Origin of the sequence: Moraxella sp. CTOTU47915 (assembly GCF_031986685.1) — a bacterium.
GTDB lineage: Bacteria > Pseudomonadota > Gammaproteobacteria > Pseudomonadales > Moraxellaceae > Faucicola > Faucicola tetraodonis.
The window spans coordinates 130,618-155,933 of sequence record NZ_DAMAAE010000001.1; the positions used below are offsets into that span (position 1 = coordinate 130,618).

The window sequence follows — 25,316 nt, forward strand, 5'->3', positions numbered from 1 at the left end:
ATAAATTTGCGCTTTATAAAAGCTAATTAATGATGCTCAGTATCGGCAATCTGCGCTTGTGCCAACGCAGACAATGCGGCTTTTAACATGGCTGATACAGTGCTTGAGCAAGTGCCGATACCTGAATAAATCTCACCTTCAATATTCAACTGTAAGTAAGCAACGGCATTGGCATCACTGTTATTTTGGGTGAGCGGGCTTTGACTTTCAACCGTTAACGCATGTTCTGCATAGTTGATAACGTGAATATTTTTGTTCAATTTGGCGGAGATGGCATTGATAAAGGCAGACAACGGACCATTGCCATTACCAACGACGTCTATGATATCATCCCCCATGCGCACAGAGCCTGCAAAGCTTACTGAGCCAGCCGTGTTTTTGATTTCATAATCTTGCAATGCCAAAGTAGATTGGTTCAAATAGGTGTTTTCAAACACGCTAATGACATCATCTGATGTCAACTCTGTCTGGCGGCTTTCGGCTTCTTGCTGAATAACACGGCTAAAGTCAATTTGCGTCCAACGTGGCAAATGAAAGCCAAAGTCACGTTGCAAGATATAAGCAACACCGCCTTTCCCTGACTGGCTATTGATACGTACGACATCCTGATAGCCGCGTCCGATATGAGCAGGATCAATTGGCAAGTACGCCACATCCCACAAGCCTTGGGTGGTTTCGGCATTTTGCTCATTATAATCTAGCGATTTTTTGATGGCATCTTGGTGCGAGCCACTAAAAGCGGTAAATACCAACTCGCCCACATAAGGATGGCGTGGATGAATCGGCAACTGATTGCACTCGCTTACCACTTGGGCGATTTCGCTCATGTTACTAAAATCAAGCTGTGGGTCTACGCCTTGGCTATACATATTCATCGCCATGACCATGATGTCCATATTGCCTGTGCGCTCGCCATTGCCAAAAAGCGTGCCTTCAATACGGTCAGCCCCTGCCATCAAACCCAACTCACTGGCAGCCACGGCACAGCCACGGTCATTATGGGTGTGAAGGCTCACAATCACATGCTCACGCATGGGTAAGTTTTGGCAAAAATATTCAATCTGATCGGCATAGATATTGGGCGTTGAGCTTTCTACTGTTGATGGCAAGTTAAAGATTACCTTCTGGCCTAAGTCCGGGCGCCAAACTTTACACACTTCATCACAGATTTTGACCGAAAAATCGACCTCGGTTTGTGAGAAACTTTCAGGGGAATATTCAAAAATCCATTCGGTTTCAGGGTATTCTTTCGCCAAATCACGCAACAATGTCGCGCCTTCAACCGCAATCGCAATGATGTCATCATAATCTTTTTGATACACTTTTTCACGTTGCACTTTTGAGGTTGAGTTATACACGTGGACGATGGCACGTTTGGCACCTTTTAACGACTCAAAAGTACGGCGAATCAAATGTTCGCGTGCTTGCACCAATACTTGCAAGGTCACATCGTCGGGTACGTGTCCGCCTTCGATCAATTTGCGGGTAAAGTCATATTCAACCTGCGCGGCTGAGGGAAAACCAATCTCAATTTCTTTAAACCCCACTTGCACCAACAAATCAAAGAAGCGCATTTTTTGTTCAATGCTCATCGGCTCAATCAAGGCTTGGTTACCATCTCGCAAATCCACCGACGTCCATATGGGCGCTTTGGTGATCGTTTTATCGGGCCAAGTACGCTGGGTCATCTTTGGTGCAAATGCAAAGGGTTGGTATTTTTTATGATTAAAAGCCGTATTTTTGGGTTGTATTGACATGCTAATGCTCCACATTTAATTTTACTTAAAATTCTATGATGAAATTATATCCATTTTTTTGTAGTTGAAGTAACTAAATTTTGCTATAAAAAACATAGAATTTGATATTTATGGCTACTATAATTATATTGTTTAGTTAAAATCACTAATATTGAGAATTTATGATGGCTTCATTAGATAAAATAGACAGACAAATTTTAGCGCTATTACGAGAAAATGCACGCATGAGTAACCTTGAATTGGCAGAAAGCGTAAACTTAAGCCCTACCCCCTGTGCGCGCAGAGTCAAGCAATTAGAGGATGCCGGTGTGATCACGGGTTATAGTGTCACCACCGACCCTAGAAAATTAGGCTATCAACTGTCAGTCTATATTGCCATTAGCATGGATAAACATACGGCAGAACGCTTTAGCAATTTTGAAAAAAAACTACGAGAATTTCCTGAAGTGGTCAGCTGTAGTATAGTGACAGGGCGCAGCGAAGACTATCTTATCAAAGCTTTGGTCAAAGATATGGCGCATTATGAAGAATTTTTATTGCATCGTCTAAACCGTATCGAAGGTATCGCACAAGTGCATACCAGTTTTGAATTACGAGAGGTATTTTCTCTTCCCGTTATCACAGATACTATATGATGCTGTATTAATCATATAAAAAAAGATACCCACGAATGAGTATCTTTTTTAGTAATTGACTGAAATTAGAAACGGTAAGTTGCACCGATTTTAGCGATTGGATACCATTTTGAATAATTTGAATCATCCAAATCTTGTTGTAAGTCAGATTTTAGACGATTATTATCAAATACTGCAGCTTCTTCACCATTGGCATCTAGAACTCGTGTTTTAGCATCAGTCACTTTTAAGCCACCAGTATAAGCTGCACCGATTTCACCAAATACACCAAAGTTATTAGTGATATTAGGACGGAAACCGATAGTTAAGTATGGATTTAAAGTGTTTTTATTTTCAGCTGACGCTTCAATGTTACCATAGTAAGTGTTACCATTGATTTTAACTGGTTTGGTTTCAGTTGCTTGTTTTTTCAAAGTGATTTCGTTGTCACCAAAAATAGTACCAACACCCACAGTAAACCAATTTCCAGCAGGGCGTAAATTCACACCAAGATACGGATTGCTTGAATCTGTTTCTAAATCATATTTAACATCTTCAATTTTGATAGTGTCTTTTAAATCACCGATATCGCCACCAGCCCAACCAGCTACAAGTTCAGTTTTATCGTTTAAAGCCCAACCAATATTGACACCATAACCTAAAGTACCTACTTCGGCACTGATAGCAGCAGGATTTGTTACGGTATCAAAAAACGTTCTAGTACCAGTAACCAATTGAGTTGTTGTGTTTCTTACTACACCTGCGTTTGGATCGTAAGTGGTAGTAGATACGGCAACCGGCTCTGCAACAATTTGTTGATCAACAACGACAGTTTCAGCAAAAGCAGAAGTTGCGATTAAAGCAGCAGGAATAGCAGCTAATTTCAAAACTTTCATATAAATCTCCTAAGGACAGGATAAAGTAAATTTACCATTTCTCTTAAAAATCTAAAAGACTTTCAAGCGACGAATGACATATAAAGAAAAAGTAAATTAGTTGACATATTTTGTTACGTTTCTCTTAGGTATATTAAAACGTAATTTTTCAGCAATGTCTTTTAATTTTGTATAACTTTTCTATATGTTTATGTAATTACATAGGATGAAGTGTAATATTTTATCAAAAATGTTGCTTTTTTAAAAGACTTAATGTTGCTTTTTTAAAAGACTTAAGTTGATGTTGCAATTAAGAGAATGACTTTTATGTTAATTTTTTTTACAATACACCTATCGAGAGATGCTGCAGCTTAAGGTTCGCTTAATTTATATTTGCTTGCCTGCGCTAGGCTCGTTTTTTGTATTTTAACCAAAATAAATCCAAAATAAATAACGGCATCTGCGTTTTTACTTTAACTTTTTTTACTGGTTATTAAGGAGTGGACGCAGTGTCCCTGTCTATCAATTCTACCGATTCAAATTTTTCTGATTATAAAGTTGCCGATATTAGCCTTGCCGACTACGGTCGCAAAGAAATCAAACTGGCCGAAACTGAAATGCCTGCTTTGATGGGCTTACGCCAGCGCTACCAAGCCGAGCAGCCTTTAAAAGGCGCCAAGATTGTGGGTTGTATCCACATGACCATCCAAACGGCTGTCCTCATTGAAACGCTCGTGGCGCTGGGTGCTGAAGTACGCTGGACTTCTTGTAATATTTTTTCAACCCAAGACCATGCCGCTGCCGCCATTGCAGCAGCCGGTATTCCTGTGTTTGCTTGGAAAGGCGAAACTGAGGAAGAATACGAATGGTGTCTTCGCCAGCAGATTTTTGAAGGCGGTGAAGCCACGGGCAAGCTGTGGGATGCCAATATTATTTTAGATGATGGCGGTGACTTGACGGCGCTGATTCATAACGACTACCCGCAAATGCTCGACAACATCCACGGTATCTCAGAAGAGACAACAACCGGGGTACATCGTCTAATTGAAATGCTCAATGCAGGCACGCTAAAAGTACCCGCCATTAATGTCAATGACGCAGTGACCAAATCAAAAAATGACAACAAATATGGCTGTCGTCATAGCCTAAACGATGCCATTAAACGTGGTACCGATATGCTTTTAGCGGGTCGTCGTGCGCTTGTTGTCGGTTATGGCGATGTGGGTAAAGGTTCTGCTCAAAGCCTACGTCAAGAAGGTATGATAGTACGAGTGACGGAAGCCGATCCAATTTGTGGTATGCAAGCTTGTATGGATGGCTATGAATTGGTCTCGCCATTTGTGGAAGGCGACCCTGCCAAAGGTATCAACAACACCCTTATGCAAGATACTGACTTGGTAGTCACTACCACTGGTAACTACCATGTCTGTAATAGCGATATGTTAAAAGCCTTAAAAGCCACCGCAGTGGTTTGTAATATTGGTCACTTTGATACCGAGATTGATACCCAGTTTATGCGCGACAACTGGAAATGGGTGGAAGTGAAGCCTCAAGTACACCAAGTCTATCGCTCAGAAGATGAAAACGATTACTTGCTTTTATTGTCGGAAGGTCGTTTGGTCAATTTGGGCAATGCCACAGGTCACCCATCACGTATTATGGATGGCTCTTTTGCTAACCAAGTATTGGCGCAAATGCATTTATTTAAAGAAAAATTTGCCGATTTGCCTGCGGACAAAAAAGCGGACAATCTATACGTCAAAGTGTTGCCAAAAAAACTCGATGAAGAAGTGGCAGCGGCGATGGTCGCAGGCTTTAATGGGGTACTGACTAAATTAACGCAGCAACAAGCCGATTATATCGGTGTACCAGTTGAAGGTCCTTTCAAACCTGATAGCTATAAATACTAATAGCTGAAAATACTATTTGTTAAAGGTTCAATCGAAGTCATGCCCATGTGCATGACTTTTTTATGCCGTTTAACTCAATATTTATGCCAAAAAATTCAATTTTTTCACTGTTATACCCGTTATAATGGTGCTATGTTTTATCATTTTGGATACTTTTATGACCACCCTGACAACGCCGTTTTCTTTTGAGTTTTTCCCCACCAAGACCGATGACGGTCAAACCAAATTATTGACAACCTTTGATGAATTAAATGCTTTAAAACCTAAATATTTTAGCGTCACGTATGGCGCAGGTGGGTCAACCCGTGAGCGCACCTTAGGCATTGTTAAGGCACTGAGTGAAAAAAGTGACACGCCCATTACCCCGCATTTATCCTGCATTGGCGATGATAAAGCCAAAATTGGCGAGTTATTGGATTATTATAAATCGTTAGGCATTAATCGCTTGGTGGCGCTGCGCGGTGATTTGCCATCAGGTATGGTAGGTCTTGGCGAGCTGCCGTTTGCTGTCGATTTGGTTAAATACATACGTGAGCATAGCGGTGATTATTTTCGTATCAAAGTCGCTGCTTATCCAGAAATGCACCCGCAAGCCAAAAGCTTTGACGCCGATATCCAAAATTTACTCAATAAATACCACGCAGGCGCGACTGAAGCGATTACCCAGTTTTTCTACAACGCTGACAGCTATCTATATCTGCGTGATGCCCTTGCCAAAAAAGGGGTGACACAAGATGAGTTCCCGATTATCGCAGGCATTATGCCCATCACCAATGCGTCAAATTTGATTCGATTTGCCGATGGCTGTGGGGCAGATATTCCACGTTTTATCCGTAAACAGCTTGCCGACTATAGCGATGACAAAAAAGCCATTCGTCAATTTGGGTTTGAAGTGGTGGTCAATCTATGTGAGCGTTTGATTGCCGAAGGCGTGCCGTCAATGCATTTTTACAGCATGAACCAAGTCAACCCAAATAAACAACTGATTGAAGCGCTTGGATTGGTTTAATTGCGGATAGACCTTACCCACTATCTGGCAGTAAACCTGCCACTAAACAAAAAAATGATAATGGCGATGTTAAACTGTCTGTTCAACATCGTAAAATTGGGGCATCGCAAGATAACGCTTATCTTAAACAATTTATCTGGAACAGTTTATCTTGAGCGGTTACTGTTCGATAAAATTTTATAGTGCGATTGCCCTGATAGTCGGATGCTTACCTAATTATGCTTGCCTAGTTAAATGTCTTCATACGTTAGGTTTGCGCCAATATTTTAACTTTGAAGTGTGACCAATTCCCACATTAAAGGTGTTGGTAGGGTCTAGCTTGCGATAAAAATTGGCTAATGCTGGCTTAGCAACATATAAATGACCCACATTGTGTTCTGCGGGATATTCTGCTCTACGCTCGTCTAGCAGCTGCCACATCTGATGTTCAATATCCAGTGGATTAGTGCCTTTTTTGACAATGTAATCTTGATGAAATACATGACAAAAAAAGTGCCCATAATATAATTTATGTAACATATGTTGTTCGAGATCTGCTGGGATTTTTTCTACCCATTCTCTATCGTTACGTCGTAACGCAATATCCAATGCCACAATATCCTCAACCTCTGCTCGGTGGGTATCACGATATCGTATCGCCGCCCCGGCAACAGCAAAACGGTGTAAGAAAGCTTTGCGACCTTCTTCCTCCGTACAGGCAAAATACGAGCCAGTAGAATGAACGGCAAAATACTCATTTAAAAACTGCTGTGTCTGTTCTGCGCTTTGCTCATCTACTCGTAGAATCAAATGATGCTCAAAACGCTGATGAAACGCTAGCATGCGCTGCGGTAAATGACTGGGTAAGAAAAAGGTAATAGCTTGTAAAATTTGATCAGTCAAACCCCGTATCTTGATTTTCTCTAACCACCCGTCAATGCGATCTTTGAGTGCTAATGCTCTGGGTATATTCACCGTGCCAAAACGCTCAATAAACAAGAAAGTGTCTTTGCCATACTTTGCACCAATACTAAAGGCATCACGATGAATATATTCCCCAGCAATCGGCAAGCTGGGTAGTGATGTCAGCAAATAACGACGTATCGCCGTTAAGTCATCATGGTCATTTGAGCCGATATAAAAAACCTTACTCTCAACTTTTTCAAAGGTATCGAGTCGTACCGCAAACACACAGACTTTACCCGCTGAACCCGATGCTTCATATAATCGTGTCGGATCTGCATTAAATCTAGCAGGACTGTCTGCATCGACTTGCTTAACGTCATGCGCGTAACGATTGTCTGATGCTAGCTGAGTGGTTTGCGTGGTTATCTGACCGGTTTCATAGTCTTGTTTTTGCAGTCTGGTGAGTATTTCTTCGGCCGTGTTGCCTAAATCAATACCTAGATGATTAATCAATTCTAACTTACCCGATTCATTGACACGCGCATACAACGCCATTTCAGTATAAGCAGGTCCACGACGTACCAGTGCGCCCCCTGAGTTGTTACACACCCCACCTAAAACTGATGCGCCAATACATGATGACCCAATCACAGAATGCGGTTCACGATTATAAGGCTTTAAAGTACGTTCAAGATTATCCAAAGTAGCGCCGGGTAAACACACCACTTGTTTGCCATCTAAAATCACTTGGATACCTTGTAGGCGCCGAGTACTCATAATGATGACTGGACGATCATATTCATCCCCATAAGGAGTAGAGCCGCCTGTCAGTCCTGTATTGGCGGCTTGCATAATTACCACACAATCTGCCTCAATAATTGTTTGTAGTGCCTGCCATTGTTCAAGTAAGGTGCCGGGACATACCACAGCCAACACTTTTCCCTCACCAAAACGTATGCCTTGTCGATAATGACGGGTATCTTGTTCATCGATGAGTACATGAGACTTCCCTACGATCTTCGCTAATTTATCGAGTGTCGGCTTATACTGTTTTAACATGATAAATATCCTTATTGATTAAATGAGTCATGATGTTTTATTGGCGATTATATTGACTTGTTGATAGTTGAACCGGTCTGGTTTTATCAAAGATAGGATTGTGTTTGATAGTAGAGCTACGCATAGCGTTAAAATGGTCAAGTGTGCGTCTACCATCGGTGGCTCGCTTGTAGATGCGGTTATCGCTGATTTGTGGTACTAGATTTTTTATTAGGAGATTTTTTGCTACCAGATTTTTTGCTAGATGAGGCTTGGCATAGTGACTAAGTGGGTAGCTTTCTTGGGTTAGCAGTAAGCATTGGCAATGGTATAAGCGAGTGATAAGTTTTTGTTTCATCCCTTTATGCTACTATATTTTAATCAATTTACGCAAAAATTTATGCGCTTTGTATCAGCGCTCAATGTAAAAGGAGACTATTAAAGTCCCCTTTTTCACTGCTGTGAGTCTGTTTTAGTTTGATGTTAGATTGTTACAATGTTACATCGCAGCTGCGAAGATTGCTACGACCTGTTCATGATTTGCCTTACGTGGGTTGGTGAGCATACAAGCATCGTTCTGGGCATTGGTTGCCATGATGGCAAGGTCTTCTTGTTTAACACCAAGTTCAGTAAGTCCCGTAGGAATACCTACCGATTGGGATAGCTCACGAATTGCATTGATGCCTGCCTTACCTGCTTCTGCTCGAGTCATGCCTTTGATGTCAATGCCCATAAATTCTGCAATATCTGCATAACGCTCAGGTGTTGAAATCAGGTTAAATTCACAGACGTGCGGTAACAAAATCGCATTACAGACACCATGTGGCAGATTGTAGAATCCACCTAACTGGTGCGCCATTGCATGTACATAGCCTAGCGAGGCGTTATTAAACGCCATGCCTGCTAAGTATTGGGCGTAGCTCATAGCCTCACGCGCTTCAATGTTTTCGCCATTCGCTACTGCTTGACGCAACCATTGTTGAATCATTCGAATGGCTTTTTCAGCACAAGCATCTGTAATCGGATTTGCAGCAGTCGATACATACGCCTCTACCGCATGGGTTAGCGCATCCATACCTGTTGCCGCAGTTAAAGATGCAGGTTTTGCAGTCATCAGTCGAGGGTCATCAATAGCAATGAGTGGGGTACAACGCCAATCTACAATCGCCATTTTGACGTGGGTATCGGTATTGGTGATAATACAAAAACGTGTCATCTCTGATGCCGTTCCTGCAGTGGTATTGATAGCAATCAATGGTGTCATTGGCACTTTACTTTTATCAATACCTTCATAGTTACGGATATGACCACCGCCTGCCGTCACTAGACCAATCCCTTTTGCACAGTCATGTGACGAACCACCACCCAATGAGATGATAAAATCACAGCCGTTATCCTGATACGCTGTGACGCCATCGTGGACATTTTTGTCAGTTGGATTTGGCTCTGCGCCTGCAAATACGTAGCTATCAATACCTTGTTCGCTTAAATGTTTAATGATGATGTCTGGAACACCTGCTTTGTTCAGCCCTTGGTCAGTTACAATAAGCGCTTTTTTAGCACCTAGATCTTTGGCTTTTGAGCCCACTTCTTTGACACAGCCAGGTCCAAATAATGATACACAGGGAATAAAAAAGCCACTGGTTTGATCGGAGATTTGCTTATAAGCCATGATTAAATTCCTTTTAATCTTTTATGTTAGGGGTCTATAGTAATTTTATTCGTACGCCTAGTTTTTTGTCATCATTACAACTAGATAAGATGTACCAATATATTTTTATAAAATCACTATGACTTGATTTTAGTTCAGTCATCCAATGCGCTCTACCTACTATTAACCTACCTTAGTCAAAAAATTATTCTAGTTGATGTATTTTGAAAAAATAAAGCACGCTACTTGCGTCCCTCATGGCTTGTGCTGTCAACCATACAGCAAAATACTGGGTAGCTTTCATCACGCACCCTGACAGTAAAAACTTGAAACTCTGCTGACTTCAATAACAAGCTTTTTTGTATCTATCTACACAATAAATCACATTACTACCACAAACTGGTATTACCAATTTACAAAAAACCTTATAAATATCGCTGTTTTTTTAAAATTCAATTGAATTAAAGCATAATTTTCTTTATTATTTGACCAATTATTGACACTCAGACTATTTTGGTAATACCAATTATTTCATGGAGGAAATGATGCAACATTGGCAACAAATTTATGATCCCATGGGTAATATTTGGCTTTCAAGTGCCATTGCCCTCATTCCGATTATCTTCTTTTTTCTAGCCTTGGCGGTATTTCGTTTAAAAGGTAGTGTCGCAGGCACCATTACCGTTATTTTGGCGTTGCTTGTTGCTTTATTTTTATATCAAATGCCGGTGACGTTAGCGTTATCATCCGCGATTTATGGATTCTTCTACGGGCTTTGGCCCATCGCATGGATTATTATCGGTGCGGTATTTTTATACAAAGTCACGGTAAAAACAGGGCAATTTGATATTATCCGCTCCAGTATTTTATCGCTGACCGAAGACCAACGCTTACAGATGTTATTGGTCGGGTTTGCCTTTGGTACTTTTTTGGAAGGCGCAGCAGGCTTTGGTGCCCCTGTGGCTATCACAGCAGCGTTATTGGTCGGATTAGGGTTTAAGCCTTTGTATGCCGCTGGACTTTGCCTCATCGTCAATACCGCCCCTGTTGCCTTTGGTGCGATGGGAATTCCAATCATTGTGGCAGGACAAGTATCTGGGGTAGAAACCCATGCCATCAGCCAAATGGTCGGCCGTCAGTTGCCTTTTATTGTGCCGATTGTGTTAGTGTGGATTATGGCGATTATGGATGGGTGGCGAGGGGTTCGTGAAACCTTCCCAGCGATTGTGGTCGGTGGTGGGTCATTTGCTATTGCGCAGTTTTTGACCTCAAACTACATTGGACCTGAGTTGCCTGATATTACCGCTGCTATTGCCTCGTTAATTAGTTTGACGTTGCTATTTAAAGTGTGGCAGCCCAAGCATGTGTTCCGTTTTGAAAATCAAGTCGATGGCAAAAATCAGATGGGTGATACCACAAGCGTATCAGCACCGTTGCCAACCACCCATTACTCGCCCGCTCAAATCATCAAAGCTTGGATGCCGTTTGCCATTTTGACAGCGATGGTGTCGTTATGGAGCATTAAGCCGTTTAAAGATTTGTTTGTCAAAGGCAAAGATGGTCATCCTGATGGGGCGTTGGTCGATATGGTGATGAGTATCAATGTGCCGTATTTGCACAATGCAGTACAAAAATTACCCCCAGTCGTCACCAAAATTACCGACTATGCGGCCATTTATAAATTTGATTGGTTCTCAGCAACAGGTACTGCCATCGTGCTCGCGGCGATTATCTCCATCGTGATGCTAAAAATGCGTCCTAAAGAAGCGTTAGCGACGTTTGGCGAGACCGTTAAAGAACTACGCACCCCGATTTATTCTATTGGTATGGTGTTGGCATTTGCGTTTATCGCCAATTATTCGGGGTTGTCTGCTACATTAGCGTTAGCATTGGCGCACACGGGCAAAGCTTTTACCTTCTTTTCACCATTTTTGGGTTGGTTAGGGGTATTTTTGACAGGCTCAGACACTTCAGCCAATGCGTTATTTGCCGCACTTCAAGCCACCACCGCTCAGCAAATTGGGGTGCCTGAGGTGTTGTTAGTGGCAGCAAACACCTCGGGTGGGGTGACCGGTAAAATGATTTCTCCGCAATCCATTGCCATTGCCTGTGCCGCTACAGGTTTGGTCGGTAAAGAGTCAGATTTGTTCAGATTTACCGTCAAACATAGTATTATTTTTACCATTATGATGGGCGCACTCATCACGCTACAAGCGTATGTCGTGCCTTGGATGATTCCACACGGATAATGATGGGTAAGTTATGAAGGTTGCAACGCAGGTTATTGAACAATTAATTTCGCTAATAGACCGTGAAGGGCTAAAAAATGGCGATAGATTACCTGCCGAGCGCCATTTGTGTGAGCGACTAGGCGTATCTCGTACCGCACTGCGTGAAGCGATACAGCAGATGAATAGTGTCGGTATTACCGAAAGTCGTATTGGGTCGGGAACGTTTGTCAAAGATGTGCAAAAAATCAAACAGAACCAACCCCTTGTAGCGCTGTCTGATAATCTGATATTACAAACCCTAACCCCGCTATTGGATGCTGATCCACTGTATCGACTTGATGTGCAAGAAGCAAGAATTGTACTAGAAGGCGGTACAGCCTGGTACGCTGCCAAAAGAGCTACAAAACAAGACATTGAGAAAATCCGCTTTTACTACGAGCAGTTAGCAAATAGTCAGGCACATGGCGATACCGAACAAGCCGCTATTGCCGATGCCAATTTTCATTTAGCGATTGCCGAAGCTTCCCAAAATGCGGTATTGTTGCAGATGATGAAAAATGTTTTTCACCTAATGAGACATAACGTGGTATTAGCTCGGCGAAAAATTTACACCGAGCATTATGGCTTTGAAACTTTACATACGCAGCACATGGCAATGATGAATGCGATTATCGCGCGTGATAGTGAACTAGCTCGCAAAGCCGTGGGTGAGCATATTGAGTTTGTGATAAAACAGGTTGCCAAAATCGATGAGGCAACGGCTCGCAGACAGCGAGTTTCCCGGTTGGCCACTGATGCTTTTTAATACAGATGCTTTTTAATACAGATGCCTGTTAATGCAGGCGCATTTTATAAACGTATGTTAGTGTAAACAGTTTTGAGTGCCAGTGGCTATTTCTACCATTAATAACATAGTTAAGATAGGGATATTATGATTATTTCCTCTGCCAATGATTACCGAGAAGCGGCTCGCCGCCGTTTACCCCCCTTTTTATTCCACTACATTGATGGTGGCGCGTATGCAGAATACACCCTAAAACGTAATGTTGAAGACTTATCAAGTATTGCCTTACGTCAGCGGGTATTAAAAGACATGACGCAGCTTGATTTATCTACTGAGATTTTTGGTGAACAGCTGTCTTTACCTGTGGCGCTCTCGCCGGTGGGTTTGACAGGGATGTACGCTCGCCGTGGTGAAGTCCAAGCAGCCATGGCTGCCGACAAAAAAGGCATTCCATTTACCATGTCAACGGTATCAGTCTGCCCTATCGAAGAAGTCACCCCAAAAATCAATCGCCCTATGTGGTTTCAGCTGTATGTGTTGCGTGACCGTAAGTTTATGCAAAATGTGCTGGAGCGTGCCAAAGCGGCAGGCTGCTCAACGCTGGTGTTTACCGTCGATATGCCTGTACCTGGGGCGAGATATCGCGATGCGCACTCTGGTATGAGTGGACCCAATGCCGCCATGCGCCGCTATCTACAAGCATGCACCCATCCGCACTGGGCAATGAACGTGGGATTGCTAGGAAGACCCCATGACTTGGGTAATGTTTCTAAATATCTTGGTAAAGCAATCGGATTAGAAGATTATATCGGTTGGCTTGGTAATAACTTTGATCCCTCGATTTCTTGGAAAGACTTAGAATGGATTCGTGATTTTTGGGATGGCGCTATGGTCATCAAAGGTATTCTTGACCCACAAGACGCCAAAGATGCGGTACGTTTTGGCGCTGATGGTATTGTGGTTTCCAATCATGGTGGACGTCAGCTTGATGGGGTGATGTCAACTGCCACTGCCCTACCCAAAATTGCCGATGCTGTTAAAGGTGATATCAAAATCTTGGTCGATTCGGGTATCCGTAATGGCTTAGATGTGGTGAGAATGCTGGCATTGGGAGCGGATTTATGTATGTTAGGACGTGCATTTATCTATGCGTTAGCCGCCGATGGTGAGGCCGGGGTGACCAATTTACTCAACTTGATAGACAAAGAAATGCGCGTGGCAATGACATTGACCAGTGCAAACCGAATTCAAGATATCAATCGAGACTGTTTGGTAGATTTTAGTACTTTGACTTGATAGACTGACAGTGACTAGTCAACCTTAGCGTCTTTTTGGGATTTTTTTATTTTGGTAGATGCTAAGATTTTATGGCTAAACTATAAGTTTTTTAAACTAAGTACGCCACTTGCTTCTTTAAAATCTATCAACTTAATTGCTCAATAACCGCTTATTGTGATTGTCTGATTGAGCAAGTGTGAATGAATTTAATATTGATACTTTTTATTTTCGATAAAAAAACCGCTCTATAAGAGCGGTTTTTGTTGTTTATGACCTATCAAATTCTAGAAAAAGCCCATCGGTTTTTCAGAATAGCTAACAAGTAAATTTTTGGTATTTTGGTAATGCTCTAACATCATTTTGTGGTTTTCACGCCCAATGCCTGATTTCTTGTAACCACCAAATGCGGCATGGGCTGGATAAATGTGGTAACAGTTTGTCCATACTCGCCCAGCTTCAATGCCACGCCCCGCACGGTAAGCAGTATTACCACTACGTGCCCACACGCCAGCACCTAGCCCAAACATAGTATCATTGGCAATACGCATCGCATCATCAAAGTCCTTGAAGGTTGTCACAGACAATACTGGGCCAAAAATCTCTTCTTGGAAGATTTTCATATCATTATTGCCTTTAAAAATCGTCGGCTCGATATAATAACCTTCACCCACCTCATGTCTTGCATTACCACCGGTTAAAAGCTCGGCGCCTTCTTGTTTACCTGTGGCGATACAGCCTAAGATTTTGTCTTGTTGTTCCTGAGAGGCTTGCGCACCAATCATGGTTTCCGTATCCAATGGATGACCTGTTTTGATACGTTTTACCCGTTCTACGGCTTTCGCCAAAAAGGCATCGGCGATACTTTCATGCACTAAGGCTCTCGAAGGACAGGTACATATTTCACCTTGATTGAGCGCAAACATAGTAAAACCTTCAAGCGCTTTTTCTAGGTAATCATCTTCTTTATCCATAACATCGGCAAAGAAAATATTGGGTGATTTACCGCCTAATTCTAAAGTAACTGGAATAATATTCTCTGTCGCATACTTCATAATAAGCTGGCCGACAGGGGTTGAACCAGTAAAGGCAATTTTTGAGATACGTGGGCTTCTAGCTAAATGACTACCCACCTCTTCGCCATACCCATTCACAATATTTAAAATACCGGCTGGTAGCAAATCTTGAATCAATTCAACAAGCACCAATAAGCTTACAGGCGTCTGCTCGGCAGGTTTTAAGACGATGCAGTTACCCGCGGCTAGTGCAGGCGCTATTTTCCAAGTAGCCATTAAAATTGGAAAGTTCCAAGGAATGATTTGTCCAACCACACCTAAAGGTTCATGAAAGTGATAAGCGACCGTGTCATCATCAATGGGTGAAACACCGCCTTCTTGCGCGCGGATTGCACCGGCAAAGTAGCGAAAATGGTCAATGGCAAGTGGTATATCCGCAGCCAAGGTTTCACGGATGGGTTTACCGTTTTCCCATGTTTCAGCTACCGCCAATAACTCAATATTTTGCTCAAGGCGATCTGCGATTTTTAATAATAGATTAGAGCGCTCTGTGGGTGAAGCCGCATTCCACTTAGTTTTAGCGGCATGGGCGGCATCAAGTGCAAGTTCAATGTCTTCTGGACTTGATTTGGCGACTTTGGCGAAGGGCTTGCCGTTGACGGGTGAGATGTTATCAAAGTACTCACCTTTAACAGGCGCAACCCATTGGCCGCCAATAAAGTTGTCATACTTTTCTTTAAAATTGATTTTAGCACCGTCAGTATTAGGGTCAGCATAACGCATAATGACATTTCCTTTTGTCAGTTGATAGATAAACTGCTTCGTGCAGTTGGGGGTTTACAAATTCATATTATTACAGAAACGGTAGGTAAAAGGTAGGTGTTTAATTATCCTTTACAATAAGGGATGGACATTATACTATTGAGGATAGCTTATTTTAGAAACCAAGGATTGGTTAGTGCATTAGGATATTTTAAAATATGAATAAAAATAGACTGTTAGAGCTAAGGCATCGGATTGATAAGAGGCGTTTTAACATTACCTTTACCGATAATAATGCAGACCTTATTCAACAAAGTATCGTTCAGTCATGGCACCGCTCAGACAGTGCTAACATTCCAACTGAGCGCCAACAAGCACCCATTAACGCTACCAAAAGCGATCAATCGTATTATCTAAAAAAAGCCTTAGGCTATTGTCAAAATCAATTACAACATATTACCTTGCAATCCTCCATGGTGATGGCTGTGGCTGATATCGGTAGTACGATTATCTGGACGACTGCCAGCAAGTCTATGCAAAAAGCGGCAGAAGCGGTTAACTTTATTGAAGGTGGATGCTGGGGGGAAAGCCAAGTTGGCACAAATGCGCTTGCTTTATCGCTAAGAACGCAGCAATCAACTTGCGTTTTTTCCAATGAACACTATATGCCTTCGGTTCATGAATGGGTCTGTTATGCCACGCCTATCATTGAACCGCATACCAAACAGGTCATTGGCGTACTGGATTTATCGACCACTTGGCAGAATCACAACCATTTTGGCATATTTGCTGCCGAACGCTGTGCCAGTATTTTACAATCCGCTTTGAATGAGTGCCAAAGACACTATCTGTATATTCAAGGATTTAATGAACCCAGGGTGATATTCAATGGCAAAACTTTGCGGTTGACCCCTCGGCAAGTCGAGATATTGACAGTGTTAGCACTTTGTCCCCAAGGCATGAGTTTAGATGCGTTACACCAAGCGATCTATGGTGAGCGTAAAGTGTCACAAGGTACGCTAAAGACTGAAATGTCGCAGTTACGTGATACACTTACTGGTTTATTGGGTTCGCGTCCGTACCGGCTGTTAATGCCTATTGATGGTGATTTTTTACGGGTTGAACAATCATTAAATGCAGGTTATTTAGAAGCGGCCATCAAATTGTATACTGGTATATTTTTTAGCAAAACTGAAAGCCCTTTTTTATGCACTTGGCGCACTTGTTTAGAAGCTCGCTTGAGCCAAGCCATATATCATTCAGATCAGGTTGATTTATTACTCATGCATTTGGCAAATTGCCCCGATGCTAGCGATGCTATAGAAAGGCTGATTGAGTTAATGCCAGATAACCTCTCAATTCACCAACATTTAGAGGTACTGTCAAGTCGGTAACCATCAATTTTTGCTTAACCGTCAATTTTCCCCTAATCATAAATTTTTCGTTGAAATAGAAATTATCAAAAAAACACAAATTATTATGCTAATATTGCCACCTTTGTAAATGACCATGTAAAGGATTACAACTATGTTAGCGCTGTTTGGATTATTAATTGTGATCGGGTTTATGATACTTATCATGACCCGCAAAGCGTCCCCTTTTACCTCTCTTATTTTAGTGCCTTTAATTATTGGTGTTATCGCCGGAGCCATAAACCAGTGGGGGTTTTCTGCACTTGATATTCCTAAATATGCTATTGCAGGGATGATCAGCGATGCCGATTTAAAAATTAAAGGTGTTGCAGGTACAGCACTTATGCTGTTATTTGCGATTTTATACTTTGGTTTAATGCTGAGTGCTGGATTGTTTCAGCCATTGGTCAATTTTATTGTCCGAGCAGTCAAGGGCGACCCTTTAAAAGTCTTGGTTGGCACAGCGATTCTTGCACTAGGCATCTCAGTTGATGGCGATGGATCGACGACCACTCTTGTGGTCTGTTCAGCCATGCTACCTGTATATCGCAAATTGAATATGAAAATGATGGATTTAGCAGTATTAATTGTCTTAGCAAACTCTATCATGAATTTATTACCCTGGGGAGGACCCACCGCACGTATCATCACAGCGCTGCATGTTGATGAGGGGGAGTTATTACGTGCAATCATGCCGGGGATGATTATCGCCGCCATATGGGTCATTGCTGTGGCTGTCATACGGGGTTTAGCAGAGAGAAAACGACTGGGTATCACCAATCTAAACACAGACGGTATGGTACATCTAATCGATACACCACATGAGGACGATGCTAAATTTACTAGACCCCACCTCATTTGGTTTAATTTTGGCTTGACGCTGCTTGTCATGATTGAACTTATTTTTGGTGGTATGTGGTTTCTACCAAAGGTAAATTCAGCATTAATTTTTGCGATTGCATTAGCCGTTGCTTTAATGGCCAATTACCCGAAACAGGCCGATCAACGTGAAATTATTGAAAAATATGGCTCATCAGCTGTACAAGTAATTTTCATGGTGCTGGCAGCGGGTGTGTTTATGGGGATTTTATCTGGCACAGGTATGAGTCATGCCATGGGCGAAGCCCTAGCGACTTGGATTCCTGAGCGATTTGGTAATCACTGGCCGTTGATTGTTGCCTTGATCTCTGTACCTGGTACGTTTTTGCTAAGTAATGATGCTTTTTATTTGGGTGTGTTGCCAGTATTAAACCAAGTTGGGATAAAATATGGTTTTAGCTCAATGGATATTGCGATTGCTTCAACCGCTGGTCAAGCATTTCATTTATTAAGTCCATTGGTTGGATTTATCTATCTATTGCTGCATATTACAGGTGTTGAGATGGGTAAATGGCAGATTCAATCAGCCAAATGGGCGATTGGTATTTTTGTCGCATTTTCCTTAGCGATATTCACGGTGGGTGGTGTGCCACTTTGACAGGCTATCATCGGGTATTTTAATTATACGATTTTAGTAACCATTATAAATTTACTGTTTATACAGGCGTCTAAAAACGACATTTTTTAGACGCTTTTTTATCGAAAATTTATAGTACGTAAATTCTGTGATAATTACCGTTCCTATTATTACCATATAACTCATAGCATTAGAAGGCTGGCATTTTCAAGCCTTTTTTCTTGGGTCAAAAGTGCTACAATGTGACAAAAAATTTTGAGACCCTTATGAATAACGCGTTATGGCTTCCTTGCACCCAGATGCAAGCCCTTGAAAACAATCCCCCACTCCACCTCGTCAAAGCTCAAGGCAATCAATTATACGACCACGACGGTAACGCCTATTACGATATGATTAGCTCATGGTGGGTCAATTTACATGGACATTGCCATCCCTTTATCAACGAAAAAATAAAACAGCAGCTCGATACGCTTGAGCATACTTTAATCGCTAGTGTCACTCACCCGCCGATTTTGACGCTTGCAGAAAAATTGGTTGCCATCACGCCCAAATCATTCACCAAAGCTTTTTTTGCCGACAGTGGCTCAGGGGCGGTGGAAGTCGCACTTAAAATGAGTTTGCAGTACTGGCAGCAATCAGGGCAAACGCAAAAAACCAAATTTATCTCATTGGAACACGGTTATCACGGTGAAACCGTTGGCAGTCTTGCGGTGACAGATATCCCGCTGTTTAGTGAGCAATACAAAGATTTGATTGTCAGTCAAATTCGTATTCCTTCCCCCGCGCATATTTTCAATACTGACGCTATCGCAGCGCAGCTGCATGAGCAAAAAAGCTTAGATGCACTAGAACGCATCTTGGCAGAAAAATCCCGCGATATCTGTGCGATTATCCTTGAACCTCTGGTACAAGGGGCGGCGGGCATGGCGATGTATTCTGCTAATTATTTGCTTGGCGTTGCCAAACTTGCGCACCATTATCACATCCATGTGATATATGATGAGATTGCCGTGGGTTTTGGTCGTACAGGTACTATGTTTGCGGTAGAACAAATGCTAGCCTTGGCAGATGCGGATAAACAAGACGATTATTGCCCTGACTTTATCTGTCTGTCAAAAGGTCTAACGGCAGGCTATCTGCCAATGTCTTGCGTCATGACAACCGATGATGTTTATCAAGCGTTTTATGATGACAAAGTGGAAAAAGGCTTTTTACATTCGCATAGTTTTACTGGCAACCCATTGGCTTGTAGCGCAGCTTTGGCATCGCTTGAACTGTTTGAACGCGATAATGTCTTGCTACACAACCAATCCCTTATCCAAGCGATGGCGCATGGCTTACAGCAATTAGCTGATGCCAATTTACCCATAAAGTTTGTACGTCAAACCGGCATGATTGCAGCTTTTACCTTGGATTTTTCTCAAAATTTGGGCAAAGCCTTTGCCCAGTTATGCCTTGATCAAGGCGTGATGATTCGTCCGATTGGCAACCATGTTTATCTTATTCCGCCTTATTGCACCACCCCAGCAGAGATTGGGCACATTTTTGGCATATTAAATCATTGTTTGCAAAAGCTTTGTGACAATATTCCCCAAATCCCCCAAGGCTCGTTGCAAGCGATTGATTTGCCTTAACGCCTTTACTAACGCCGCATGAAATTTACTGACTAATTAACCAATCAATTGTAAATAGATGTTTGTTATTATAATTTATCGTCAAAAGTTAGGATTTGTTACAAAGGTTCAATTCTTACAGCATTCTAAAAAATTGTATTAAAATTCACAGCTTATGTCTACATTGCTAATATTTAACGTATAATCAATGAGATTATCGTCAAAAAAAATATTTAACTTTTGTAGGCATTTTAACCTACTTAACTTAACTCAATCGTGAAACTTACTTAGATGATTTATGCGTAGATTTTTTTATAACCAACCAAATTTGCTACAAGTTGGCAGCACTGTGCCTTTGACCGAAGATATTTTTCATCATTGGTGTAAAGTGTTAAGAGCAAGTATGGGTGAACAAGCGTTATTCTTTGATGGTCAAGGTGGTGAATATACCGTCACTTTAACGGATGTCACTAAAAAACAAGCGCTCGTTACCATCAACGATTTTAATCCAATCAATCGGGATTTGCCATTTACTGTCAACATTGCCTTGGTTATGAGCCGTGGCGAGCGCATGGATTATGCCATTCAAAAAGCCACAGAGCTTGGGGTGTCATCGATTCAACTACTCACAAGCCAACATGGCGAAGTACGCCTAAAAGTAGACCAAACCGATAAAAAACTTGCCCATTGGCAGCAGGTTGCGGTATCGGCTTGTGAACAATGTGGGCTTAATATCGTGCCAACATTACTTGCACCAAAATCTTTTAGCGACTGGATTGGTGAGCCAGCAGGCATGCCCACTTCTACCAACGTGACCAAATTAATTTTAGCCGTTCCTCCTGATGACAGTGGCGTAGTGACATCTTGTAATCAAATTGAAGGTAGCGACATTGAGCGTAGCGATGTTGAGCATAACGATATTGAACCCATCACGCCCTATACCCCATATCCCAACCCACTACCTCAGATAACAAACCAGTTTAGACAGTGTTCTTTAGCCCAATTTTGGTTACTTATTGGGGCAGAAGGTGGGTTTTCAGAGCAAGAAATAACGCAAGCTATCGAGCGAGGTTTTATGCCTTGGCAAATTGGCGAGCGTGTGCTACGAACTGAGACAGCCCCTGTCGTCGCATTGTCTTCATTGTTAACGTTACATCAAACTTTGACCCTTGCACAGGAATAATCATGTCACCGAACAACGATCCCGTCATGCCAATAGACCATCGTGATTGCTTTGCGGGAGCTAACAAATTTTGTCATGATGAGTTAAGTCAGTATGGGTTTATTGTCGATAGCCATTTTTTTGATCAACAAATTTCGCTTGAACATCAAAATGCGGTGTTTGCCTCGGTTTTTTCAAAAATCCATGATGGCATTTTTATGCTTGATGAACATCTACGTTTTATCTGTGTCAATCAGCAATTTTTAAACATTACCGCCTTGCCACGCGATCAGGTGATAGGTAGCCCGTTTTATTTTTATCCGTATAAGACCTACGCCCCACACTTACAGCAAGCGATTGCCACCATCATTACCAAACTGGATAATCGACAATCAATTTCGACCAATTTAGTGCTTTGTTATCACAATTCACCTGAAGTGGCGGTTTGGCTAGATATCTGCGTGTGTGAAGTCGATGATAATCGGGTGGTGTATGTCGGGCTACTTACCAATTTAACCAAAAAAGATGCGCAGCTTAGCCACACCTTACACCTCTACAATTATGATGAATTAACGGGTCTGCCCAATTACGATACTTTTTATGACAAGTTAAAAAGCTGTATTGACTATTACCAGGCAGCTGATAATCAGCGCGAGTGTATGGGGGTATTGCTACGCATCAATATTGATAAATTGCAATCTTTTAACATCAGCCTTGGCATTGAAAATACCAATACGCTGATTCAAGGTTTTGTCAAACGGGTAAAATCCTTAAAAATTTCGGGTGCCAGTTTAGTCACTTTTTCGCGGTTTGGGGGTGATAGTTTTGCGGCGATGATTTCGGTACAACACCTTGATGCCGCGCATCACTATGTGGCAGCGCTCAAACAGTTATTTGACTTACCTTTTAGCATTGACAACCAATCAATTTATTTAAGGTTGTCGATTGGTGCTTCGGTTTTCCCAACCCATACCCAAGATGCTCAGACATTGCTATTGCAAGCAGACACGGCGTTAAAACATGCGCGGCTTATCAGTGATGAAGATTGTGTTTGGTATGATGCCAACCAGCAAAAAGGCAATTTTAAAGACATTCATTTGCTCAGTGCCTTTAAAAATGCGTTATTAAAACAGCAAATTTTGCCCTATTTTCAGCCTAAGTTAGAGTTTGCACAGCCTGACTTGCCGATGTTTGAAGCGCTGGTGCGCTGGGAGCATCCCACCCTTGGACTTCTCTATCCCAACGATTTTTTGGCGGAGGTGCTCGATAAGTCATCGCAGCCGCTATTTGAAAAAATCGTGTTAGTTTGTATCGAGCAGATTTTGACATGGCGTGAGATGGGCTATAACTGCCTCATCTGTATCAATATTGATACTCGCCAATTGATTAGTGACAAATTTATTGCGTTTATTGAAGGGACGATACAGCAGTATAGTTGGCTTGCCCAATTAATCAGTTTTGAAATCACCGAAGTCTGCAACATTCAAGATGAAGTAAAAGCGCAAGCGATGTTATCAAAACTGCGCCAGTATGGTTTTAGTATATCGATTGATGACTTTGGTACAGGCTTTGCCGCGATGCAATATTTGATTAAATATCCGATTGATGTGCTCAAAATTGACCGCTTATTTATCACGGATATTTTACAAGACCCAAAAAAACAAGTGATTGTCAAATCAGTGATTGAGATGGCGCACTCGTTATCCATGAAGGCCTTGGCTGAGGGCGTCTCAAACCGTGAAGAAATCGAATATTTGCGTAGCCTTGGTTGTGACTTGATTCAAGGCTTTGGTTTTGCTAAACCCATGTCTAGTCAAGATACCACTGAGTGGCTTAAAGCCAACTATAAACCAAACTATTTGCTATAAGTTTAAATTAGACTAATTAGATTTTTTTATGACCCTATAGTCATGTTAGTACCTTGTCACCTTTGTCAAATTTTCCTATCTTAGAGATATAAAACCTTAGTATTGGGGTAGGTTTTTTTCTTTTTAAAACACTAATCAAGGATATCGTATGCAATATAAAGCACCGCTTCGTGATATGAAATTTGTCATGCATGAATTATTAAAATTTGAAGATCACTACAAAACCATTCCTAGCTATGCCCATACGGATAAAGAAACGATTGATAGTTTCATAGAAGCAGGTGCAAGCTTCTCAGAAGCAGAATTGTCACCCCTTAACCGTTCAGGCGATGAAGAAGGCTGTCGTTTTGAAAATGGTAATGTATATACGCCAAAAGGCTTTAAAGAAGCCTATAAGCAATACTGTGAATTAGGCTTTCCTTCTTTATGTGCCGATGAAGAATTTGGCGGTCAAGGCATGCCATTGTCATTGGGTTCAGCGGTCAGTGAAATGGTAGGTACGGCTAACTGGTCTTTCTCAATGTACCCAGGTCTATCTGAAGGTGCTATCCGTACGCTAGAACACCACGGTACCGATGAACAAAAACAAAAATATTTATTGAAACTCGTCAGCGGTGAGTGGACAGGTACCATGTGTCTGACTGAAGCACATGCAGGTTCTGATTTAGGTATTACCCGCAGCAAAGCTGAACCCAATGAAGACGGTTCATACGCTATCACCGGTCAAAAAATCTTTATCTCAGCCGGCGAACACGACATGGCAGACAACATTGTCCATATCGTACTAGCGCGTTTACCGGGTGCGCCAGCAGGTACCAAAGGTATCTCATTGTTCATCGTACCAAAATTCAATGTCAACGAAGATGGCTCTATCGGTGAGCGTAACACCGTTACCTGTGGTTCGATTGAACACAAAATGGGTATTAAAGCCTCTGCAACTGCGGTACTAAACTTTGATAAAGCCAAAGGTTACTTGATTGGACCTGAAAACAAAGGTCTAAACTGTATGTTTACCTTTATGAATACCGCCCGTATTGGTACTGCGATTCAAGGTCTAACTGCGGCGGAATTGGCTTTCCAAGGTGGCTTAAGCTACGCCAAAGATCGTCTTGCGATGCGCGCATTAAGCGGTGCAAAAGCCCCAGAACAAGTGGCTGACCCAATCATCGTCCATCCAGCAGTGCGTAACATGGTATTAACTTGTAAAGCGTTTGCAGAAGGTGGCCGTGCCCTCGTCTACTATCTATCACAATTCTCTGATGTGGTAACTAAAGGTGAAGGCGAAACACAAGCTTACGCTGACCAAATGTTGTCTTTTTTAACCCCAATTGCTAAAGCCTTCTTAACTGAAACAGGTTATGAAGCAGCCAATCACGGTGTGCAAGTGTATGGTGGTCACGGCTTTATCCGTGAATGGGGCATGGAACAAAACGTACGTGATACGCGTATTGCTTGTATATACGAAGGTACCACTGAAATCCAGTCACTCGACTTGTTAGGTCGTAAAGTATTGGGTTCACAAGGTAAAATGCTAGCTAACTTTAGCAAAGTCATTTATCAATTCTGTGAAGAAAACAAAGACAACGATGCGATGGGTGAATTCATTCGTCCACTGGCACGTCTGAATAAAGAATGGGGCGATTTAACTGCTCGCATTGGTATGCAAGCCACTGAAAATCCTGATGCAGTGGGTGCAGCGGCTGTTGACTACATGTACTATAGTGGCTACATCACCCTAGCTTACTTATGGGCGCGTATGGCGTTAGTCGCTCAGCAAGCGCTCCAAGGCGAAACCACTGAGACCAAATTCTATCAAGCGAAAATCAAAACTGCTCAATTCTACTTTGCAAAACTATTGCCTCGCACCTTAACTTACGTCAAACGTATTGATACAGGGCTTGAGCCATACATGACTATGGAAGTTGACGAATTCCAATTCTAATTTTTTACTAAGCTTTCCAGTGTAGTAATAAAATTATGATAGAATCATTGATAGTA

18 protein-coding genes are annotated in these 25,316 nt (G+C 42.0%); 12 read left to right on the top strand and 6 right to left on the bottom strand.

The features are described 5' to 3' along the window. Positions 1–26: 26 nt before the first annotated feature. Entirely contained in the window at positions 27–1,757 is a 1,731-nt protein-coding gene (gene leuA / locus RTL34_RS00595; RefSeq protein WP_312113765.1) for a 2-isopropylmalate synthase, read from the bottom strand. A gap of 164 nt (positions 1,758–1,921) precedes the next feature. On the opposite strand from leuA, the gene RTL34_RS00600 reads away from it, so the two are divergent. Then, complete coding sequence (locus tag RTL34_RS00600; RefSeq protein WP_065263477.1) at positions 1,922–2,392, top strand: Lrp/AsnC family transcriptional regulator; 471 nt, start codon at positions 1,922–1,924, stop codon at positions 2,390–2,392. Positions 2,393–2,457: 65 nt separating this feature from the next. On the opposite strand, the gene RTL34_RS00605 is transcribed toward RTL34_RS00600, so the two are convergent. Then, positions 2,458–3,267, bottom strand: a complete 810-nt coding sequence (locus RTL34_RS00605; protein WP_312113767.1) for a hypothetical protein — start codon at positions 3,265–3,267, stop codon at positions 2,458–2,460. Positions 3,268–3,767: 500 nt separating this feature from the next. Here RTL34_RS00605 and ahcY point away from each other — a divergent pair, with 500 nt between their 5' ends. Next, on the top strand, positions 3,768–5,156 hold the full coding sequence (ahcY, locus tag RTL34_RS00610; RefSeq protein WP_312114229.1) for an adenosylhomocysteinase: 1,389 nt from the start codon (positions 3,768–3,770) through the stop codon (positions 5,154–5,156). 157 nt (positions 5,157–5,313) lie between these two features. Further along, the gene (gene metF / locus RTL34_RS00615) at positions 5,314–6,165 is read left to right on the top strand and encodes a methylenetetrahydrofolate reductase [NAD(P)H] (protein ID WP_312113769.1); all 852 of its coding nucleotides are present in this window, start codon (positions 5,314–5,316) and stop codon (positions 6,163–6,165) included. Between the two features lie 240 nt (positions 6,166–6,405). On the opposite strand, the gene dld is transcribed toward metF, so the two are convergent. The 3 genes from dld to mdh form a co-directional block, all read right to left on the bottom strand. After that, positions 6,406–8,109: a D-lactate dehydrogenase gene (gene dld / locus RTL34_RS00620; RefSeq protein WP_312113771.1), complete on the bottom strand. Its 1,704-nt coding sequence runs from the start codon at positions 8,107–8,109 to the stop codon at positions 6,406–6,408. A gap of 37 nt (positions 8,110–8,146) precedes the next feature. Continuing rightward, the gene (locus RTL34_RS00625) at positions 8,147–8,446 is read right to left on the bottom strand and encodes a hypothetical protein (RefSeq protein ID WP_312113772.1); all 300 of its coding nucleotides are present in this window, start codon (positions 8,444–8,446) and stop codon (positions 8,147–8,149) included. A gap of 141 nt (positions 8,447–8,587) precedes the next feature. Further along, on the bottom strand, positions 8,588–9,760 hold the full coding sequence (mdh, locus tag RTL34_RS00630; protein WP_312113773.1) for an iron-dependent methanol dehydrogenase: 1,173 nt from the start codon (positions 9,758–9,760) through the stop codon (positions 8,588–8,590). Between the two features lie 554 nt (positions 9,761–10,314). On the opposite strand from mdh, the gene lldP reads away from it, so the two are divergent. The 3 genes from lldP (at position 10,315) to lldD (ending at position 14,050) form a co-directional block, all read left to right on the top strand. Next, positions 10,315–11,988 (top strand): L-lactate permease, encoded by a 1,674-nt coding sequence (gene lldP / locus RTL34_RS00635; RefSeq protein WP_409455427.1) that lies wholly within the window; start codon positions 10,315–10,317, stop codon positions 11,986–11,988. A 13-nt stretch (positions 11,989–12,001) separates the two neighbouring features. Further along, positions 12,002–12,775 carry an FCD domain-containing protein gene (locus RTL34_RS00640; protein ID WP_239741939.1) on the top strand — a complete coding sequence of 258 codons (774 nt, stop codon included), beginning with the start codon at positions 12,002–12,004 and terminating at the stop codon, positions 12,773–12,775. A 126-nt stretch (positions 12,776–12,901) separates the two neighbouring features. Next, positions 12,902–14,050, top strand: a complete 1,149-nt coding sequence (gene lldD, locus RTL34_RS00645) for an FMN-dependent L-lactate dehydrogenase LldD (protein ID WP_138019086.1) — start codon at positions 12,902–12,904, stop codon at positions 14,048–14,050. Positions 14,051–14,316: 266 nt separating this feature from the next. On the opposite strand, the gene exaC is transcribed toward lldD, so the two are convergent. Further along, positions 14,317–15,828 carry an acetaldehyde dehydrogenase ExaC gene (exaC, locus tag RTL34_RS00650; protein ID WP_312113780.1) on the bottom strand — a complete coding sequence of 504 codons (1,512 nt, stop codon included), beginning with the start codon at positions 15,826–15,828 and terminating at the stop codon, positions 14,317–14,319. Between the two features lie 197 nt (positions 15,829–16,025). On the opposite strand from exaC, the gene RTL34_RS00655 reads away from it, so the two are divergent. The 6 genes from RTL34_RS00655 (at position 16,026) to RTL34_RS00680 (ending at position 25,260) form a co-directional block, all read left to right on the top strand. Further along, a complete protein-coding gene (locus RTL34_RS00655) occupies positions 16,026–17,201 on the top strand; it encodes a transcriptional regulator (RefSeq protein ID WP_312113781.1) in 1,176 nt (391 codons plus the stop codon). Positions 17,202–17,334: 133 nt separating this feature from the next. Then, a complete protein-coding gene (locus RTL34_RS00660; RefSeq protein WP_065252473.1) occupies positions 17,335–18,696 on the top strand; it encodes a CitMHS family transporter in 1,362 nt (453 codons plus the stop codon). A 221-nt stretch (positions 18,697–18,917) separates the two neighbouring features. Then, positions 18,918–20,309, top strand: coding sequence for an adenosylmethionine--8-amino-7-oxononanoate transaminase (bioA, locus tag RTL34_RS00665; RefSeq protein ID WP_312113784.1), 1,392 nt, complete (start codon positions 18,918–18,920; stop codon positions 20,307–20,309). A gap of 277 nt (positions 20,310–20,586) precedes the next feature. Then, positions 20,587–21,471: a 16S rRNA (uracil(1498)-N(3))-methyltransferase gene (locus tag RTL34_RS00670; protein WP_312113786.1), complete on the top strand. Its 885-nt coding sequence runs from the start codon at positions 20,587–20,589 to the stop codon at positions 21,469–21,471. Between the two features lie 2 nt (positions 21,472–21,473). Continuing rightward, positions 21,474–23,318 carry a putative bifunctional diguanylate cyclase/phosphodiesterase gene (locus RTL34_RS00675; RefSeq protein WP_312113788.1) on the top strand — a complete coding sequence of 615 codons (1,845 nt, stop codon included), beginning with the start codon at positions 21,474–21,476 and terminating at the stop codon, positions 23,316–23,318. Positions 23,319–23,466: 148 nt separating this feature from the next. Beyond that, positions 23,467–25,260 carry an acyl-CoA dehydrogenase C-terminal domain-containing protein gene (locus RTL34_RS00680; RefSeq protein WP_312113790.1) on the top strand — a complete coding sequence of 598 codons (1,794 nt, stop codon included), beginning with the start codon at positions 23,467–23,469 and terminating at the stop codon, positions 25,258–25,260. Positions 25,261–25,316: the final 56 nt, after the last annotated feature.